This window comes from Kitasatospora sp. NPDC001095, from assembly GCF_053598615.1.
Genome location: NZ_JBSFKQ010000037.1, coordinates 15,227 through 33,919, shown reverse-complemented (window position 1 = coordinate 33,919; position 18,693 = coordinate 15,227). Strand labels below are relative to the sequence as shown.

At 74.7% G+C, this 18,693-nt stretch carries 18 protein-coding genes; 13 read left to right on the top strand and 5 right to left on the bottom strand.

The features are described 5' to 3' along the window. Nucleotides 1–31: 31 nt before the first annotated feature. From ACWDBB_RS25650 to ACWDBB_RS25620, 7 genes are all read left to right on the top strand, one after another. On the top strand, nt 32–349 hold the full coding sequence (locus ACWDBB_RS25650) for a (2Fe-2S)-binding protein (RefSeq protein WP_355250421.1): 318 nt from the start codon (nt 32–34) through the stop codon (nt 347–349). Further along, entirely contained in the window at nt 330–1,730 is a 1,401-nt protein-coding gene (locus ACWDBB_RS25645; RefSeq protein WP_392914115.1) for an FAD/NAD(P)-dependent oxidoreductase, read from the top strand. The genes ACWDBB_RS25650 and ACWDBB_RS25645 overlap by 20 nt, the downstream gene beginning before the upstream one ends. Nucleotides 1,731–1,861: 131 nt before the next feature. Next, complete coding sequence (locus ACWDBB_RS25640; protein WP_449791863.1) at nt 1,862–2,725, top strand: dihydrodipicolinate synthase family protein; 864 nt, start codon at nt 1,862–1,864, stop codon at nt 2,723–2,725. A 104-nt stretch (nt 2,726–2,829) separates the two neighbouring features. Then, on the top strand, nt 2,830–3,834 hold the full coding sequence (locus ACWDBB_RS25635; protein ID WP_449791835.1) for a proline racemase family protein: 1,005 nt from the start codon (nt 2,830–2,832) through the stop codon (nt 3,832–3,834). A 49-nt stretch (nt 3,835–3,883) separates the two neighbouring features. Continuing rightward, the gene (locus tag ACWDBB_RS25630) at nt 3,884–5,239 is read left to right on the top strand and encodes an aldehyde dehydrogenase family protein (protein ID WP_449791834.1); all 1,356 of its coding nucleotides are present in this window, start codon (nt 3,884–3,886) and stop codon (nt 5,237–5,239) included. Continuing rightward, on the top strand, nt 5,239–6,267 hold the full coding sequence (locus tag ACWDBB_RS25625) for a proline racemase family protein (protein ID WP_449791833.1): 1,029 nt from the start codon (nt 5,239–5,241) through the stop codon (nt 6,265–6,267). The genes ACWDBB_RS25630 and ACWDBB_RS25625 overlap by 1 nt, the downstream gene beginning before the upstream one ends. Continuing rightward, nucleotides 6,264–7,196, top strand: coding sequence for an ornithine cyclodeaminase family protein (locus tag ACWDBB_RS25620; RefSeq protein WP_449791832.1), 933 nt, complete (start codon nt 6,264–6,266; stop codon nt 7,194–7,196). The genes ACWDBB_RS25625 and ACWDBB_RS25620 overlap by 4 nt, the downstream gene beginning before the upstream one ends. Before the next feature lie 4 nt (nt 7,197–7,200). On the opposite strand, the gene ACWDBB_RS25615 is transcribed toward ACWDBB_RS25620, so the two are convergent. Continuing rightward, entirely contained in the window at nt 7,201–7,530 is a 330-nt protein-coding gene (locus ACWDBB_RS25615) for a hypothetical protein (protein ID WP_449791831.1), read from the bottom strand. A 159-nt stretch (nt 7,531–7,689) separates the two neighbouring features. Beyond that, entirely contained in the window at nt 7,690–8,343 is a 654-nt protein-coding gene (locus ACWDBB_RS25610) for a TetR/AcrR family transcriptional regulator (protein WP_449791830.1), read from the bottom strand. A gap of 119 nt (nt 8,344–8,462) precedes the next feature. On the opposite strand from ACWDBB_RS25610, the gene ACWDBB_RS25605 reads away from it, so the two are divergent. Both ACWDBB_RS25605 and ACWDBB_RS25600 read left to right on the top strand, forming a co-directional pair. Beyond that, nucleotides 8,463–9,344, top strand: coding sequence for an NAD(P)-dependent oxidoreductase (locus ACWDBB_RS25605; RefSeq protein ID WP_449791829.1), 882 nt, complete (start codon nt 8,463–8,465; stop codon nt 9,342–9,344). 204 nt (nt 9,345–9,548) lie between these two features. After that, entirely contained in the window at nt 9,549–10,265 is a 717-nt protein-coding gene (locus ACWDBB_RS25600) for a GntR family transcriptional regulator (RefSeq protein ID WP_449791828.1), read from the top strand. A 172-nt stretch (nt 10,266–10,437) separates the two neighbouring features. Here the strand turns inward: ACWDBB_RS25600 and ACWDBB_RS25595 are convergent, their stop codons facing one another. Continuing rightward, nucleotides 10,438–11,121, bottom strand: coding sequence for an ABC transporter ATP-binding protein (locus tag ACWDBB_RS25595; RefSeq protein WP_449791827.1), 684 nt, complete (start codon nt 11,119–11,121; stop codon nt 10,438–10,440). Then, complete coding sequence (locus ACWDBB_RS25590; protein ID WP_449791826.1) at nt 11,118–12,194, bottom strand: ABC transporter permease; 1,077 nt, start codon at nt 12,192–12,194, stop codon at nt 11,118–11,120. The genes ACWDBB_RS25595 and ACWDBB_RS25590 overlap by 4 nt, the downstream gene beginning before the upstream one ends. Before the next feature lie 163 nt (nt 12,195–12,357). Here ACWDBB_RS25590 and ACWDBB_RS25585 point away from each other — a divergent pair, with 163 nt between their 5' ends. From ACWDBB_RS25585 to ACWDBB_RS25575, 3 genes are read left to right on the top strand one after another with little or no spacing between them, the layout of a single operon-like run. Next, nucleotides 12,358–13,563, top strand: a complete 1,206-nt coding sequence (locus tag ACWDBB_RS25585) for a sensor histidine kinase (RefSeq protein ID WP_449791825.1) — start codon at nt 12,358–12,360, stop codon at nt 13,561–13,563. Next, the gene (locus ACWDBB_RS25580; protein WP_449791824.1) at nt 13,560–14,186 is read left to right on the top strand and encodes a response regulator; all 627 of its coding nucleotides are present in this window, start codon (nt 13,560–13,562) and stop codon (nt 14,184–14,186) included. The genes ACWDBB_RS25585 and ACWDBB_RS25580 overlap by 4 nt, the downstream gene beginning before the upstream one ends. Nucleotides 14,187–14,234: 48 nt before the next feature. Further along, nucleotides 14,235–15,260, top strand: coding sequence for an NAD(P)H-dependent flavin oxidoreductase (locus ACWDBB_RS25575; protein WP_449791823.1), 1,026 nt, complete (start codon nt 14,235–14,237; stop codon nt 15,258–15,260). 64 nt (nt 15,261–15,324) lie between these two features. On the opposite strand, the gene ACWDBB_RS25570 is transcribed toward ACWDBB_RS25575, so the two are convergent. Further along, entirely contained in the window at nt 15,325–16,776 is a 1,452-nt protein-coding gene (locus ACWDBB_RS25570) for an aminopeptidase P family protein (protein ID WP_449791822.1), read from the bottom strand. A 161-nt stretch (nt 16,777–16,937) separates the two neighbouring features. On the opposite strand from ACWDBB_RS25570, the gene ACWDBB_RS25565 reads away from it, so the two are divergent. Next, nucleotides 16,938–18,686 (top strand): ABC transporter substrate-binding protein, encoded by a 1,749-nt coding sequence (locus ACWDBB_RS25565; protein WP_449791821.1) that lies wholly within the window; start codon nt 16,938–16,940, stop codon nt 18,684–18,686. Nucleotides 18,687–18,693: the final 7 nt, after the last annotated feature.

Genomic DNA, 18,693 nt, shown 5'->3' with positions numbered 1-18,693 from the left:
GAGATTCCGTCCAGGATTGGAGAAGCCGCCGATGCGCCGCCGCACCCCCGCCGGGCTGGTCGAGGCCGAGCCAGGGCCCGCCCACCACATCGAGTTCGACGGGCGGCCCGTCCCCGCGCTGCCCGGGCAGTCGATCGCCGCCGCGCTCTGGGCCGACGGCGTGCTCGCCTGGCGCACCACCCGGGTCGGCGGCAGGCCGCGCGGGGCGTTCTGCGGGATCGGCGCCTGCTTCGACTGCCTGGCCACCGTCGACGGCCGCCCCAACCAGCGCACCTGCCTGCTCCCCGCCGAGCCCGGCACCACCGTCACCACCCAGGAGGGCCACGGCCGTGCCGACCTCGCCGTCTGAGACCTTCGACCTCGTCGTGGTGGGCGCCGGCCCGGCCGGGCTGGCCGCCGCCGTCACCGCCGCCGACCTCGGGCTGCGCTGCGCCCTGCTGGACGGCGGGCAGAGCACCGGCGGGCAGTACTACCGCCACCCGGCGCCCGGCCTCGGCGCGGCCCGCCCCGACCGGCTGCACCACCACTGGTCCGCCTACACCGGTCTGGCCGGCCGGCTCGACGCGCACGAGCGCGCCGGGCGGGCCGCCTTCCTGGCCGGTCACCACGTCTGGGCGCTGGAGCGCACCGGCGACGGCTTCGCGGTGCACGTCACCCGCGGGCCGGAGAGCACCGACCGGGCCACCGTCCGGTCCCGGTCGGTGCTGCTCGCCACCGGCGCGTACGAGCGGCAGCTGCCCTTCCCCGGCTGGACCCTGCCCGGGGTGGTCACCGCGGGCGGCGCCCAGGCCATGCTCAAGGCCGGGCTGGTGCTGCCCGGGAAGCGGATCGTGGTGGCCGGCAGCGGCCCGCTGCTGCTCGCGGCCGCCTCCTCGCTGGTCACCGCCGGGGCCGAGGTGCCCGCGGTGGTCGAGGCCACCGCCTACCTCGGGTACGTACGGCGCCCCGGCGTCCTGGCGGGCGTTCCCGGCAAGCTGGTCGAGGGCGCCGGGCACGGTGGCGCGCTGCTGCGGCACGGGGTGCGGCTTCGCCCGCGCAGCGCGGTGGTCGAGGCGCACGGGACGGACCGGGTCACCGGCGTCACGGTGGCCCGGCTGGACGCGGACTGGCGGCCGGTGCCCGGCACCGAGCGGCGGATCGACTGCGACGCGCTCGCCGTCGGCCACGGCCTGCTGCCGCAGATCGACCTGGCCACCGAACTGGGTGCGCGGACCGTGACCGGGCCGGACGGCGCCGTCGCGCTGGAGGTCGACGCCCGGCTGCGCACCAGCGTGCCCGGCCTCTGGTCGGCGGGGGAGACCAACGGCGTCGGCGGCGCGGACCTCGCGCTCGCCGAGGGCGAGCTGGCCGCCCACGCGGTGGCCGGCGAGCTGCCCGCGGCCGCGCTGCTGCGCCGCCGCTCGCGACTGCGGGCCTTCGCCGGGCTGATGGCCGCCGCCCACCGGCCGGGGCCCGGCTGGACCGGCTGGCTGCGCCCGGACACCGACGTGTGCCGGTGCGAGGAGGTGCCGGTCGCGGCGATCCGGGAGGCCGTCGACGAGCTGGGCGCGGGCGATCCGCGCACCGTCAAGCTGCTCACCCGGGCCGGGATGGGCTGGTGCCAGGGCCGGATGTGCGGTCCGGCCGTGGCCTGCCTGGCCGGTTCGGGTGAGCCGGGGCCGGACCGGCGGCCACTGGGTTGTCCGGTGCCGCTCTCCCAGTTGGCCGCCGGGCCCGCGCCCGAGGCGTAACGGGTCCGCCGTCGAACGGTGGGCCGGGGACCTTGTCTCCGGCCCACCCGCTCTTGTAAAATGTCACACCTCATCAAGGAGTTCATGTGTCCATCACCCAGCACGACACCACCCGTCCGTGGCGCGGCATCATGGTCGCCACCACGCTTCCGCTGCGCCCGGACCACTCCGTCGACTACGACGCCTACGCCGAGCACGTCCGCTGGCTGATCGACTCCGGCTGCGAGGGCGTCGTCCCCAACGGCTCGCTGGGTGAGTACCAGACGCTCACCGCCGAGGAGCGCGCCAAGGTCGTCGAGGTCGCCGTCGAGGCGGCAGGCGACGGCTCCCGGGTCATGCCCGGGGTGGCCGCCTACGGCAGCGCCGAGTCCCGCCGCTGGGCCGAGCAGGCCGCCGAGGCCGGCGCCGGCTCCGTCCTGCTGCTGCCGCCGAACGCCTACCGGGCCGACCACGCCTCGGTGCGGGCCCACTACGCCGAGGTCGCCAAGGCCGGCCTGCCGATCGTGGCGTACAACAACCCGATCGACACCAAGGTCGACCTCGTCCCCCCGCTGCTCGCCCAGCTGCACGCCGAGGGCTCGATCGTCGCCGTCAAGGAGTTCAGCGGCGACGTCCGCCGGGCCTACGAGATCGCCGAGCTGGCCCCCGGGCTGGACCTGCTGATCGGCGCCGACGACGTGCTGCTGGAGCTGGCGCTCGCGGGCGCGGTCGGCTGGATCGCCGGCTACCCGAACGCCCTGCCGGCCGCGTCGGTGGCGCTCTACGACGCCGCCGTCTCCAAGGACCTGGAGAACGCGCTGCCGCTCTACAAGTCGCTGCACTCGCTGCTGCGCTGGGACTCCAAGACCGAGTTCGTCCAGGCCATCAAGCTCTCCATGGACATCGCCGGGCGCCCCGGCGGCCCGGTCCGCGCCCCGCGCCAGCCGCTCACCCCGGAGATCGAGGCGGCCGTCCGCGCGGCCACCGAGAAGGCGCTGGCCGACGGCCTGGTCTGATCCCCCCGCCCGGATGATTCCGGGCCCCGGGCCTCCGGGCCGGCTGCGGCGGCAGCCGGCCCGGCCCACCCCCACCATCCGAACCTGTACGGGAGTTGTGACCCATGCGGAGCCGTCACGTGTTCCACGCCGTCGACTCGCACACCGAGGGCATGCCGACCCGGGTGATCACCGGCGGCTTCGGCGTCATCCCCGGCGCCACCATGGCCGAGCGCCGGGTGCACTTCCAGCAGCACCTGGACCACTTCCGCACCCTGCTGATGTACGAGCCGCGCGGCCACGCGGCGATGAGCGGCGCGATCCTCCAGCCGCCGACCCGCCCGGACGCCGACTTCGGGGTGCTCTACATCGAGGTCTCCGGGCTGCTGCCGATGTGCGGCCACGGCACCATCGGGGTCGCCACCGTGCTGGTCGAGACCGGGATCGTCCCGGTGGTCGAGCCGGTCACCACCGTGCGGCTGGACACCCCGGCCGGGCTGGTGGTCGCCGAGGTGCACGTCGAGGACGGCGCGGCCAAGGCGGTGACCATCCGCAACGTGCCCTCGTACTCCGTCGCCCTGGACCGCAAGATCGAGGTGCCCGGCTACGGCACGGTGAACTACGACCTCGCGTACGGCGGCAACTTCTACGCCATCCTTCCGCTCGCCGAGTTCGGGCTGCCCTTCGAGCGCGAGCGCAAGCAGGAGATCCTGGACGCCGGCCTGGCGATGATGGACGCGATCAACGCGAGCCCGGACAAGCCGGTGCACCCGGAGAACCCGTCCATCCACAGCTGCCACCACGTCCAGCTGCTCGCCCCCGGCTCCACCGCCGAGCACTCCCGGCACGCGATGGCCATCCACCCCGGCTGGTTCGACCGCTCGCCCTGCGGCACCGGCACCTCGGCGCGGATGGCCCAGCTGCACGCGCGCGGCGAACTGCCGCTCGGGCGGGACTTCCGCAACGACTCCTTCATCGGGACCACCTTCACCGGGCGGCTGGTCGAGGAGACCGAGGTGGCCGGGCGGCCCGCCGTGGTGCCCACCGTCACCGGGCGGGCCTGGGTCACCGGCACCGCCCAGTACTTCCTCGACCCGAGCGACCCGTTCCCGGCGGGCTTCCTGCTCTGACCCCACCTACCTCCTTCGTCCCCGTACCTCCCCCGAAGGGCTGCTGGCCGTGACCATCACCTCGTACAACCCCGCCGACCCGGACGACCTCGTGGTCGCCGTCGAGGAGCCCGGCGCCGAGGCCGTGCGGGCCGCCGTCGGGCGGGCCCGGGCGGCGCAGGGCGACTGGCTCGCCGCCGGTGCGGGCGCCCGGTCGGCGGCGCTCGGCCGGATCGCGGACGCCGTGGAGGCGCACGCCCACGAGCTGGCCGCGCTGATCGTGCGCGAGGTCGGCAAGCCGTCGGCCGAGGCGCTCGGCGAGGTCGCCCGTACCGCGGCGATCTGGCGCTACTACGCGCAGGCCCCGTACGCGCCCTCCGGGGCCGTGCACGAGCCCGCCGCCGGGCCCGGGCTGCTGCTCACCCGGCGCCGCCCGTACGGGGTGGCCGGGCTGATCGCGCCGTGGAACTTCCCGCTGGCGATCCCGACCTGGAAGGCCGCGCCGGCCCTCGCCGTCGGCAACGCGGTGGTGCTCAAGCCGGCGCCCGAGGCGACCGCCTGCGCGCTGCGGCTGGCGGAGCTGGCCGGGCTGCCCGAGGACGTGTTCACCGTGCTGCCCGGCGGGGCGGAGGAGGGCGCGGCACTGGTCGACGCCGTGGACGTGGTCTCCTTCACCGGTTCGACCGGCGTCGGCCGGGCCGTGGTGCGGGCCGCGACCGAGCGCGGGGTGCCGGTGCAGGCCGAACTCGGCGGGCTGAACGCCGCGCTGGTGCTGCCGGACGCCGACATCGCGCAGGCCGCCGGGCACATCGCCGCGGCCATCGCCGGGTACGCCGGGCAGAAGTGCACCGCCACCAGCCGGGTGATCGCGGTCGGCGCCGCGTACGAGCCGCTGCGCGAGGCGCTGGTCAAGGCGCTGGCGGCGGTCGACGACGCGGTCTGCGGGCCGGTGATCAACGCCGCGGCCCGGGAGCGGCTGACCGGCGCCGTCGCCTCGGCGGTCGAGTCCGGGGCCGTCGTCCTGGCGGGGGGCGGGGTGCCCGAGCGGGCCGGCTGGTACGTCGAGCCGACCCTGCTCACCGAGGTGCCGGCCGAACACCCGCTGGCGCGCGAGGAGTTCTTCGGCCCGATCGCGGTGCTGCACGCCGCGGCCGACCTGGACGAGGCCGTCGCGCTGGCCAACGACACCCCGCACAGCCTCTCCACCTCCGTGCACACCCGCAGCCTGGACGTGGCGCTGGCCGCCGCCGACCGGCTGGACGCGGGCATGATCCGGGTCAACGCGCCGTCCAGCGGCGTCGACTTCCACCTGCCCTTCGGCGGGGCCAAGGGCGCGAGCCACGGCGACCGCGAGCAGGGGCAGGCGGCCCTGGACTTCTACACCGTCAGCCGGACCGTCAGCGTGCTGCCGGGCGGTGGCGCCTGATGTTCGTCCGCACCGTCGACTACCACACGGCCGGCGAGCCGTTCCGGATCGTGCTGGAGGGCGTGCCGCCGATCCCCGGCGACAGCGTCGCCGAACGCCGCGCCATCGCGATCGGCTCGGGCGGCAGCGCGACCTCTCCCCGGCCGAGCGCGCTGGACGACGTCCGGCAGCTGCTCAGCCGGGAGCCCCGCGGCCACGCCGGGATGTACGGCGGCTTCCTGGTGGCGCCGGACGACGACGAGGCGCACCTCGGCGTGCTGTTCTGGCACAAGGACGGCTACTCCACCGCCTGCGGGCACGGCACCATCGCGCTCGGCGCCTGGGCGGTGGACTCCGGGCTCGTCCCGGCCCCCGCCGACGGCGTGGCGCGGGTGCGGATCGACGTGCCGTCCGGCCGGGTCACCGCCCTGGTGCACCGGACCGGTGGGCGGACCACCGGGGTGACCTTCCGCAACGTGCCCAGCCGGGTGACCGCGCTGAAGCTGCCGGTGGAGACCTCGCGCGGCACCGTGGAGGTCGCCGTCGCGCACTCCGGCGCCTGCTACGCCTCGGTGCCGGCCGCCGCCCTCGGGCTCGCCGTGGAACCGGCCCAGCTGCCCGAACTCACCGCCGTCGGACGGGAGATCAGGGCGGCGCTGGCCGACGCGGAGGCGGTCGCGCACCCGACGGACGCCCGGCTGTCGGGCGTGTACGGGGTGGTGCTGTACGACGAACTCCCTTCGGCGGACGGCGGGTTGAACCAGCGGAACGTCACCGTCTTCGCCGACGGCCAGATCGACCGCTCGCCCTGCGGCTCCGGCACCTCCGCCCGGCTCGCGGTGCTCGCCGCCGAGGGCCGGCTGGCCCCCGGCGAGCCGCTGCGGCACGAGTCGATCATCGGCACGGTCTTCACCGGCCGCTTCCTCGCGGGCGGCGACCCGTACGGCGAGGGCGTGGTCACCGAGGTCGGCGGGACGGCCCACCGCACCGGCGAGCACGGATTCGTCCTGGAGCCGGGCGACGAGCTGGGAGCGGGGTTCCTGCTGTGAGCCCGACCACACCGCCCGGTACGGCCGTCGTGCCGCTCCGGTACGCCGTCGCGGGCACCGGCGGGGTCGGGCCCGCCGACGCGGTGGAGGCGATCGAGCGGGTGCTGCTGGACGGGTTCGACCCGGAGGCGGCACCCGCCCGGTCGGCCGTACCCGTCCCCGCCGGGGAGCTGCTGCTGATGCCGGCCGCCGCCGGGCCGTACGCCGGGGTGAAGATCGCCGGGGTCGCGCCCGCCAACCCCGAGCAGGGGCTGCCCCGGATCACCGGCAGCTACCTGCTGCTCGACGGGCCCACCCTGCAGCCGCTCGCCCTGCTGGACGGCGCCGCGCTCACCGCGCTGCGCACGCCCGCCGTCACCGCGGCCGCGCTGCGCCGACTGGCCGTCCCGGAGGCCGAGCACCTGGTGCTGTTCGGCTCCGGACCGCAGGCGTACGGACACCTGGACGCCCTGCTCGCCGTCCGCCCGCTGCGCCGGCTCACCGTGGTGGCGCGCAACGCCGAACGGGCGCAGGCCCTGGTGGCGTACGGGCGGGAGCTCGGACTGGCGGCCGAGGTCGGCGGCCCGCGGGCGGTCCGCGACGCGGACCTGGTGGTCTGCTGCACCACCGCGCGCACCCCGCTGTTCGACGGTGCGCTGGTGCCGGCGCACGCGGCGGTGGCGGCGGTCGGCTCGCACGAGCCGGACGCCCGGGAGGTGGACGAGCTGCTGGTCCGGCGGGCCGAGCTGTACGTGGAGGCGCGCGGCGTCGCGGCCCGGGAGGCCGGGGACCTGCTGATGGCGGGCGTGGCCGGGCGGCAGCTCTGGAACCTCGCCGAGCTGGTGCGCGGCGACGCGCTGGTGCCGGACGGGCGGCCGCGGTTCTTCAAGAGCGTCGGGATGGCCTGGCAGGACCTGGCCGTCGCGGCGGAGGTGCACCGGCGGCAGTAGCCGCTCAGTCTCCGTGGAAGGCCAGCCAACTGCCCGGGACGGCAGCGCAGTTGGCGAGCAGGTTGCGCAGGTCGCGGACGGCCGCCCGCTGCTCCTCGGTGGTGCAGCGGGCGAGCAGTGCGGTGGCCTCCTCGAAGGCGGCGCCGGCGTCCTGTTCGTTGAACAGCGTGTCGCCGTAGGGGTCGATCCGGCCGAGCCGGTGGTGCGCCGGATCGGTGTGCCGGGCCAGGGCGATGGTGAGGGCCTCGCCGGGGCTCGAGAGGTGCAGCATCCGGGGGCGGGTGCGGCGGCCGTCGTTCGGGCGGCCGTCGTACAGCGCCATGTCGATTCCCACGTCCGTTGCTCCTGGCTGTGGTCGGGAGTTGTGGAACCGGAGCCGGCGCAGCGGGAGGGGATCCCCCGCTGGGCCGGCTCCTCACGTTTTCGGCTTCTCACGTTTTCCGGCCGGCTTCGGCGCCCCGGCTTCGGCGCCCCGGCGCCCGGTGCCCCGGTGTCAGGGCCGGTCGGCGGCGTAGGCGGTGACCAGCCGGGCCAGGTGCTTGCCGGTGACCAGCAGCGGCTCCTCGCTGCGGGCGACCTGGGCGGCGAGCTCGGCGCCCTCCAGCGCGCTGATCACCGTGCCGGCCAGCTCGCGGGCGTCCTCCTCGCCGATGCCGGCGGCGCGCAGCCGGTCCGTCACGAGGGCCCGCCAGTTGGCGAAGGCCTCGGCGACCGCCCCCTCGATCACCGGCACCCGGCCGATCGTCTCCAGGGCGGTGCTGGTGATCGGGCAGCCGTCCTGCCAGTCGGACCTGCGCAGTTCGGTGGCGAGCAGCCGGGTGCAGGAGGTCATCGCCGTGCCCAGGTCCGGCGAGGAGCCGAGCCCGGCGCGCAGCAGGACGGCGAACTCCTCGTCGCCGTGCCGGATCGCCTCGGCGGCCAGCTCCTGCTTGCCGCCGGGGAAGAAGTGGTAGACGGAGCCGAGGGTGGCCTCGGCCTCGCGGGAGATCTGCTTGATCCCGGTGCCCTCGTACCCCTGGCGCTGCAGCAGGCGGGAGGTGGCCCGGACGATCCGCTCGCGGGTGCCGGGTTTCGCCTCGGCCGTCGCCTTGGCGCCGGCGCCGGTCTTCGGGCCGGTCTTCGCGTCGGCTCTCTCGGGCGTCTTCACGCCGCGATCCTAGCCGAGATTCTGAGTAGAGCGTTCGTTCCAGTCCTGTGTTAGCGTCGGCCCGGCGCTCTGAGTAGAGCGTTCGTTCCAGAAGTTCGGTCCAGTGGAGGGGAAGACGCATGTCCGTTGAGCGGCAGTCGAAGCGGTCCGTGACGGTGATCGGGCTCGGCCCGATGGGGCAGGCCATGGCCGGGGCGTTCCTGGACGCCGGGTACGACGTCACGGTGTGGAACCGTACGGCCGCGCGGGCCGGGGAGCTCGTCGCCCGGGGCGCGCGCTTGGCGCCGAGCGCGGAGGCGGCGGTGGCGGCGAACGAGCTGGTGGTGCTCAGCCTCACCGACTACGACGCGGTGTTCCAGGTGCTGGAGGCGGTCGAGCCGGCGCTGCGGGGGAAGGTCGTCGCCAACCTCAGCTCGGACACCCCCGGGCGGGCCCGCGAGGCCGCCCGTCGGCTGGCCGAGCTCGGCGCCGTCCACCTGACCGGAGGGGTTCAGGTACCGCCGTCGGGCATCGGCAACCCCGGGTCGTCCACCTTCTACAGCGGCCCGGTCGAGCCGTTCCAGCGGCACCGGGCCGCCCTGGAGGTGCTCACCGGGGCCGACTACCGGGGCGACGACCCCGGGCTGGCGCAGCTGTACTACCAGATCCAGATGGACCTGTTCTGGACCTCGATGGTCGGCTACCTGCACGCCACGGCGATCGCCGAGGCCAACGGGATCCCGGCCGAGGAGTTCCTGCCGTACCTGAGCTCGACCGCCGCCTCGATGCCCGGCTTCCAGGCGTTCTACGCACCGCGGATCACCGCGGGGGACCACCGCGGGGACGTCGACCGGCTGGCGATGGCGCTGGCGAGCATCGAGCACGTCCGGCACACCGCGGAGGCCTCCGGGGTGGACGGCGCGCTGCCGGCCCTCCTGGCGGAGGCGGTCCGGCGGGGCGTCGAGGCCGGGAACGGCGCGGCGAGCCTGAGCACGCTGGTGGGGCAGTTCCGTCGGGCGTAGCCCTCCGTGCGGGCCCGAAGGTGGGGCCGAAGATCGTGTGCCGTCGGCCGTTGTCACGGCCGACGGCCGCTGTCACCATGGCTTTCGGGGTCGCGAGGAGGCGTCGCGACGGGCTGGTGACGGGTGTTCGAATCACTGGCTGTTGCGTACGCAACGTAACGTGACATTGTACGCTGGTGTTCTGCACCCACCCGGAGGAACACCATGGCCGACCTCAAATCCCGCACCCTGATCTCCGTACAGGAGCGGCTTCGCGACCAGGTCGCCCACGCACTCCGGGCGGCCCTGATCTCGGGCGAACTGCGCCCCGGCGTCGTCTACTCCGCACCCGCGCTCGCCGCCGACTTCGGCGTCTCCGCGACCCCGGTCCGCGAGGCCATGCTCGACCTCGCCCGCGAGGGCCTGGTCGAGGCCGTCCGCAACAAGGGCTTCCGGGTCACCGAGCTGACCGACCGCGACCTCGACGACTTCACCGAGATCCGCGCCCTGATCGAGGTCCCGACCGTCGGCCGGGTGGCCCGCACCGCCACCAAGGAGCAGCTGGAGCGGCTGCGCCCGCAGGCCGAGGCGATCGTCGCGGCGGCCGGCAAGCACGACCTGATCGGCTACCTGGAGGCCGACCGCCAGTTCCACCTGGACCTCCTGGGCCTGGCCGGCAACAGCCGGCTGGTCGAGGTCGTCGGCGACCTGCGCAAGCGCTCGCGCCTGTACGGCCTCAACCGGCTCGACGAGCGCGGTGAGCTGGTCTCCTCGGCCCAGGAGCACCTGGAGCTGCTGGACCTGCTGCTCGCCGGCGACTCGGCCGGGGCGGAGGCCTGCATGACCCGCCACCTCAGCCACGTCCGCTCCCTGTGGGCCGGCGAGGAGAAGCCCGCCGAGCCGGAGCCCTCGGCCCTGCGGCTCGGGGCCCGCCGGAGCTGAATCACTCGTTCGGGTGAGGCGCCGGGCGATCGTCGACCGGGCCGGACGACGGGTGATGGTGCTGACCGGGCCCGAGGGCGGGGGAGTACCGGCAGAGAGTGGTGCGCCGTCCCGGGCAGCTGGTCGCGCTGCCCGGGACGGCGGTGAGACTTCCGGTGGGGGAGTCGGCGGCTCAGACCGCCGTCGCGGGCAGCGTCAGCCGCCCGTCGTGGACCTCGGCGATCTGGTCGACGGCCGTCAGGTGGGTGCGGTCGTGGGTGACCAGGACGGTGGCGGTGGCCCGGCGGTGGGTGAGGTCGGTGATCAGGTCGAGGACGGCGGCGCCGCGTTCGTGGTCGAGGGCGCTGGTGGGTTCGTCCACCAGGAGCACCGTGGGGTCGTTCATCAGCGCGCGGGCGATGTTGACCCGCTGGCGCTGGCCGCCGGAGAGCTGGTGGGGGCGGCGGGCGGCCTGGTCGCGCAGGCCGACGGCGTCCAGGAGTTCCAGGGCGCGGGGCAGGGCGCTGCGCGGGGAGCGGCCGTCGAGGTGGGCCATCACCTGCAGCTGCTCCACGGCGGTGAGCGAGGGCAGCAGGTTGGCCTGCTGGAAGACGATGCCGATCCTGGTGCGGCGCAGCGCGGTGAGGTCCGCCCGGCTGAGGCCCGTGGTGTCGGTGCCGTCGATGACGACCTGCCCGGAGTCCGGGCCGATCAGGGTGGCGGCCACCGCCAGCAGGCTGGACTTGCCGGAGCCGGAGGGGCCGACGACGGCGGTGAGCGAGCCCTTGGGGACGGTCAGCGAGACCTCGTCCAGGGCGGTCAGCCGGCCGTCGCCGTCCGGGTAGGTCAGGGTGATGCGGTCGAGTACAAGACTCATCGGGCGCTCCCCAGGGCGGTCAGCGGGTCGACGGAGGTGATCCGGCGGATGGACAGGGCCGCGCCGATCGCGCCGAGGGCGATCATGACGGCGGCGGGCAGCAGGACGGTCGGGGCGTCCAGCACGAAGGGGACGGCGGAGCCGATCAGTGCGCCGAAGCCGGAGGCGATCGCGGTGCCCAGCAGGGTGCCGAGCACCAGCAGCAGGACGGCCTGGCCGAGGGCGTCGCGCAGCAGGTAGCGGGTGGAGGCGCCGAGGGCTTTGAGGACGGCGATGTCGCCGCTGCGCTGGATCGTCCAGACGGTGAAGAACGCGCCGATCACCAGGGCCGAGATGGCGAACAGGAAGCCGCGCATCAGCTGGAGGGAGCCGTTCTCCGAGCTGTAGGAGCCGATCGCGGCGAGGGCGTCGTCGCGGGTGTGGGTCTCGGTGCCGTGGCGGGCGTCGGCGGCGGCCAGGTCGGCGCCCTTCGCCGTGTCGAGCGCGATGACGGTGGCGTGGCCGGCGCCGCCGGGGGCGAACTGCTGCCAGTCGGTGAGGCTGGTCCAGATCACCGGGGTGTGGCTGTACGCGGCGTCGCCGTCGACGGCGGCGACCCGCAGCGGGTGCCCGGCCAGGGTGAACTCGGCGCCGGCGGTGAGGCCGCCCAGGTTCTCCGCGGCGGTCCTGGACAGTACGGCCTGGCCGGCGGAGATCCGGCTGCCCTGCGGGGCGAGGCCGGAGCCCTCCGGGACGCCGAAGGCGGACAGTGCGGCGGTGCGCTGCCCGGCGGCGGCCTTGGTGGTGGTGATGCCGAGCGGCTGGGCGGAGGTGACGCCGGGCTCACGGGCCCAGGCCTGCCACTGTTCGGGGGTGACCTGGGAGTCGGTGAAGGAGAGCTTCTGCCCGTCGGCGGGCTTGCCGAAGACCAGGTGGTCGGCGGGCAGGCCGGTGATGGCGGAGATGTTCTGCCGGCCGAGCCCGGCGGTCAGCCCGGACAGCAGGCCGACCAGGACGGTGATCAGCACGATGACGGTCCCCATCAGGGCGAACCGCCCCTTGGCGAACCTGAGGTCCCTCCAGGCGACGAACACGTTGGGCCTTCCTCTGCGCAGGTTCTCTCGACCCTTCCACCGTCCTGGACGACGGGGCCTCGGGGCATCGCGCGGGGGATTGCATCCTGGGCATCAAAGGGAAGATGCTGAGTTCAACCTTTTGATTGATGCCGGACCGGTGGTGCCGACTTAGGCTGGACGGATGGCGACCGAACGATCCAGAACCACCCCCGTCGCCCGCGTCCTCCAGGTCTGCCTGCACCTGCTCGTGGCGGGCCTGCTCGTGCTCGCCGTCGCCCGGGCCGTCTTCGTCGACCGCAGCGGCGATCCCGCGGCCGTCGCCGCGGCGGCCACCGCGATGGCCGCCGTCTACACCGTCGGGCCGCAGCTGGCCGCCGTGCGCCGTTCGCGCCGGGCGGCCGCGCTCTGGCTGGTGCTGCTCGGCGCCACCTGGGCGGGCGTGCTGATCGCCACCCAGGACGGGGTCTGGCTGGCCTTCCCGCTGTACTTCCTGGAGCTGCACCTGCTCGGGCGGCGCGGCGGGCTGGTCGCCGTCGGGCTGACCGCCGCCGCGTCGATCGCCGCGTGGTCCTGGCACCAGCACAGCTTCGGCTTCGCCGCCTCGATCGGGCCCGCGCTCGGCGCGGCCGTCGCCACCGCGACCGTGCTCGGCTACCAGGCGCTGTACCGGGAGAGCGAGGAACGGCGCCGGCTGATCGACGAGCTCACCGCCGCCCGCGCCGACGCCGCCGCCGCGCACCACGCGGCCGGGGTGCTGGCCGAGCGCGAGCGGCTCGCCCGGGAGATCCACGACACCCTCGCGCAGAGCCTCAGCTCCATCCAGCTGCTGCTGCGGGCTGCCCAGCGGGCCCTGCCGGAGCGCACCGAGGCAGCCGCCGGGTACGTCGAGCAGGCGCGCCAGGCCGCGCAGGACAACCTGGACGAGGCCCGCAGGTTCGTCCGGGCGCTCACCCCGCCCGCACTGGACGGGGATCCGCTGCCGGTCGCGCTGGAGCGGCTGTGCGCGACGACGACGGCGCACGGCACGCTGCCCGTCCACCTGCACGTCTCCGGAGACCCGGTCCGGCTGCCGGCCGCGCAGGAGGTCGCGCTGCTGCGGATCGCGCAGTCGGCGCTCGGCAACACCGTCCGGCACGCGGCGGCGACCCGCGCCGAGGTGACACTCAGCTACATGGAGGGCGAGGTGGCGTTGGACGTGGTCGACGACGGGGCCGGGTTCGATCCGGCGGCGGTCGCGGGCCGTACCAGCGCGGAGGGCGGGTTCGGGCTGCCCACGATGCGGGCCAGGGCGCGGGCGCTCGGCGGCAGCTTCACGGTGGAGTCGGTGCCCGGCGAGGGCACGGCGGTGGCGGTGCAGCTGCCGGTCACCGCGGAGGCCGGCTCGTGATCGGGCTGCTCATCGCGGACGACCACCCGGTGGTGCGGGCCGGACTGCGGGCGGTGCTGGAGTCCGAGCCGGACTTCACCATCGTCGCGGAGGCGGCCACCGCCGAGCGGGCCGTCGAGCTGGCCGCGGAGCCGGGCGTGGACGTGGTGCTGATGGACCTCCAGTTCGGGCCGGGGTCGGCGATGAACGGGGCGCAGGCCACCGCGGCGATCACCGCCAGGCCGGGCGCGCCCCGGGTGCTGGTGGTCACCACGTACGACACCGACGCGGACACCCTGCCGGCCCTGGAGGCCGGCGCCACCGGCTACCTGCTGAAGGACGCGCCGCCGGAGGAGCTGGCCCAGGCCGTACGGGCCGCCGCGGCCGGGCGCAGCGCGCTGGCGGCCAGCGTCGCGGACCGGCTGCTGGAGCGGATGCGGACGCCGGCGGCGGCGCTCAGCGCCCGGGAGACCGAGGTGCTGGGGCTGGTCGCGGACGGGCTGGCCAACCAGGGGATCAGCCAGCGGCTGCACCTGAGCCAGGCCACGGTGAAGTCCCATCTGGTGCACATCTACACCAAGTTGGGGGTGGACTCGCGTACGGCGGCGGTGCGCGAGGCGCGACGGCGGGGGCTGATCCGCTGAGCGTAGGGTGGGAGCGGTCCGTGCCCGCCCGCAGTGTGAGGAGCCCCGATGGCCGTCGGTATCCATGACCTCGCCGTCCCCGTGATCGCCGCCCCGATGGCGGGCGGGCCCTCGACGCCCGAGCTGGTGGCGGCGGTGGGCCGGGCCGGCGGGCTGGGGTTCCTGGCCGCCGGGATGAAGAGCGCCGCCGGGATGTCCGAACAGATCGCCGCGGTACGGAAGTCCGGCGACCGGCCGTTCGGGGTGAACCTCTTCGTGCCGGGCCCGCCCGGGGACCGGGCGGCCGTCGCGGCCTACCGGGAGCGGCTGCGGCCCGAGGCCGAGCGGTGGGACGTGACGCTGCCGGAGGAGGCCGAGCCGGACCGGGACGACTGGGAGGCCAAGCTCGCCGCGCTGGTCGCGGACCCGGTGCCGGTGGTCTCGTACACCTTCGGGCTGCCGACGGCCGAGGAGGCGGCGGCGCTGCGGGCTGTCGGGACGACCCAGGTCGCCACCGTCACCACGCCGCAGGAGGCGCGGGCGGCACAGGCCCTCGGGATGGACGCGCTGTGCGTGCAGGGCCCGGAGGCGGGCGGCCACCGGGGCACCCACCGGGTGGCGGACGAGCCGGGGGACCTGCCGCTGCTCGAACTGCTGCCCGCCGTACGGGAGGTGACGGCGCTGCCGCTGGTCGCCGCGGGCGGGCTCGGCGACGGCCCGGCCGTCGCGGCGGCCCTGCGGGCGGGGGCGGTGGCGGTGCAGCTGGGCACGGCGCTGCTGCGCTCCGACGAGTCCGGTGCCCCGGCCGCCCACCGGGCCGCGCTCGTCGAACTGCCGGAGACGGTCGTCACCCGCGCCTTCACCGGCCGCCCGGCCCGCGGCCTGCGCAACGCCTTCATCGACCGCTACGGCCCGTACGCCCCGCCCGCCTACCCCGAGGTCAACCGCCTCACCACCCCCCTGCGCGCCGCCGCCGCCCGCCGCGGCGACACCGACGCCATGCACCTCTGGGCCGGCACGGCCCACCACCTGGCCCGCACGGGCCCGGCGGAGCAGATCGTCACCGACCTCTGGCGGTCGGCGCGCGGGGCGTGAGCCAGGGCGTGTGGATCTCGGGGTGTTGTCCCCCGCAGGGGTGGATTATCGTCCGCTCCTGGGCTCAGGAGAGCAGGTTCGCCATCCAGGACTCGACGGCGTCGGCGGTGCGGGGGAGGGCGCCGGACATCAGGTGGGCGCCGTCGGCGGTGATGACCAGGTCGTCCTCGATGCGGATGCCGAGGCCGCGGAGTTCGGCGGGGAGGGTCTCGTCGTCGGGCTGGAGGTAGAGGCCGGGTTCGACGGTGAGGACCATGCCCTCCTCCAGGGTGCCGTCGAGGTAGCGGTCGGCGCGGGACCTGGCGCAGTCGTGGTAGTCGAGGCCGAGCATGTGGCCGCTGCCGCAGAGGGTGTAGCGGCGGTAGAGGCCGTTGTCCTCGGCGAGGGCCTCCTCGGCGGAGACGGGCAGGACGCCCCAGTCGGCGAGGCCCTCGGCGATGACGCGCATGGCGGCGCGGTGGAAGTCGCGGAACCGCGCCCCCGGGCGCAGGGCGGCGATGCCGGCGCTCTGGGCGGCGAGGACGAGGTCGTAGGCCTGGCGCTGGACCGGGGTGAAGGTGCCGCTGAGCGGGAGGGTGCGGGTGATGTCGGCGGCGTAGAGGGTGTCGGTCTCGACGCCCGCGTCCAGCAGCAGCAGGGAGTTCGGGTCGAGGGCGCCGTCGTTGCGGATCCAGTGCAGGACGCAGGCGTGGGCGCCGGAGGCGGCGATGGTGGTGTACGAGGTGCCGTTGCCCTCGGCGCGGGCGCGCAGGTCGAAGACGCCCTCGATCCAGCGTTCGCCGCGGTGGTGGCGCAGGGCGGTGGGCAGGGCGCGGACGACGTCCTCGAAGCCGGTGGTGGTGTGGTCGACGGCCAGTTGCAGCTGGCCGATCTCCCAGGTGTCCTTGACCAGGCGCAACTCGGAGAGGACGGCGGCCAGTTCGCCGTCCCGCAGGCCGTCGGCGGGCCGTCCGGTGGCCTCGTCGACCAGCGGGTCGGTGCCGGCCAGCACCCGGGTGGGCGGCTGGGGGCCGCTGAGCAGCTTGCCGAGGTCGTCGAGGTGTTCGGTGCGCACCCCGGTGAGGCGGGCCGCCTCGGCGAGGTCGGGCCGGGAGCCGACCCAGAACTCGCCGTAGCGGCGGTCGCGGTAGAACTCGCCGCCGTCGCGGGGGGAGCGCGGGCGCAGGTAGAGGATCGGCTCGTGGCCTTCGGGGCCGGCCGGTTCGAGGACCAGGACGTGGTCGGCCTGGTCCTCGCCGGTGAGGCCGGTGAGCCAGACGTACGCACTGTGCGGGCGGAAGCGGTAGTCGAGGTCGTTGCAGCGGACCTTGAGCCGGCCGGCCGGGACGATCAGCCGTTCGCCGGGGAAGGCGGCGGAGAGCCGGGCGCGGCGGCCGGGGAAGCGGTCGTAGCCGGGGACCCGCCGGTCGGCGGGGAGGGGGGTGGCGGACCAGCTGGTGGCCATGAACGAGGCGAGCGCGGGGGAGACCGGGAGGTCGTGGCTCCCGGTGTTGAGGCCGGTCGTGGGGAGGGTCACCGGTGAACTCCTAGGCGGGGCTGGGGAGATGCGGGCACGGACACAGCTCGGTAACGGAGGGCGTCACCTCTTGTGCAGTGCAATTTCACATTACTATGTTACGGGTCACACAGCGCAGCCGGCCAGATCGCTGGATCAGGCCCCCCACAGCGGAGTTGCACATGACCAGGCGCACCCACGCCGCCCTCGCGGCGGCCCTCGCGGCGACCCTCACCCTCGGCCTCGGGGCCTGCTCCAACGACAAGAGCGACAGTGGCGCCGACGCCGCCCCCTCCGACGGCAAGGGCCCGGGCGCGGCGTCCGGCTCGATCATCGGCGGCACCCCGGCCAAGGGCGGCACCCTCAACATCCTGACCAACCAGGACTTCGCCCACCTCGACCCGGCCCGCAACTGGGTGGTGCCGCACATGGATTTCGGCACCCGGCTGATCTACCGGACCCTGACCACCTTCAAGTCCGAGCCGGGGGCGGCCGGCAGCGAGATCGTCCCGGACCTCGCCACCGACCTCGGCAAGCCCTCCGAGGGCGGCAAGGTGTGGACCTTCACCCTCAAGGACGGCCTCAAGTACGAGGACGGCACGCCGATCAAGTCCGCCGACATCAAGTACAACGTCGAGCGCTCCTTCTCCCCGGACCTCACCGGCGGCCCCGACTACGCGATCCAGTACATGGCGGGCGGCGAGAACTACAAGGGCCCGCTGAACGGCGAGCACCTGGCGAGCATCGAGACCCCGGACGACAGGACGATCGTCTTCCACCTGAAGCGCCCGGTCGCCGAGTTCTCCTCCACCGTCTCGCTGCCGACCTTCGCCCCGGTGCCGCAGTCGCAGGAGAAGGGCACCCAGTACGACGCCCGGCCGTTCTCCTCCGGCCCGTACAAGATCGAGACCTACGACCGCGGCAAGCAGCTGGTGCTGGTCCGCAACACCAACTGGGACCAGGCCACCGACACCGTCCGCAAGGCGTACCCGGACAAGGTCGTGGTCACCCAGGGCATCAAGGGCGGGCAGGCCGACGACCGGATCATCGCCAGCGACGGCGCCGACGCCAACGCCATCAACATGCCGTGGATGCAGCACGAGACCGTCGCCAAGGTGCTGCCCAAGCCGGACGTCAAGTCCCGGATGGCCGCCGAGGTCACCGGCTGCACCGACATGCTGTACCTGAACACCGCCAAGGCCCCCTTCGACGACCCGAAGGTGCGCGAGGCGATGATGTGGGCGGTCGACCGCGACGCCCAGGTGACGGCCTTCGGCGGCCCGGCGATGGCCGACGTGGCGACCTCCTACCTGCCGCCCTCGCTGACCGCCGGCGTCAAGTCCGACCCGCTGAAGATCCCGGCCACCGGGGACCAGGAGAAGGCCAAGAAGCTGCTCCAGGAGGCCGGCAAGACCGACCTCAAGGTCTCGCTCACCGTCTCGCTCGGCGACAAGACCCGTGCCGAGGCGATCCAGCAGTCGCTGTCCAAGGCCGGCGTCCAGGTCACCATCAACACCACCGACCCGTCCGCCTTCGCCGACACCATCGGCGACACCAAGAACGCCCCCGAGCTGACCATCAGCGGCTGGTGCCCCGACTACCCCTCCGGTGCGACCTTCCTGCCGTTCCAGTTCGACGGCCGCACCATCAAGGAGAAGGGCAACCAGGGCAACTTCAGCCAGTTCAAGGACCAAGCCACGATGGACCGGATGGACCAGATCGCGGCCATGACGGACGTCAGCGAGGCCGACAAGGCCTGGCAGCAGCTGGACCAGGACCTGGCGAAGAAGGCCCCGGCCGTCCCGCTGATCTGGCAGCGCCGCCCCCTGCTGGTCGGCTCCAACGTGGCCGGCGCGTTCGGCAACCAGGGCTACGCCGGCATGCTCGACCTGGGTGCCATCGGCCTCAAGGACCCCGCCAAGGGCAAGTGAGGGGCCG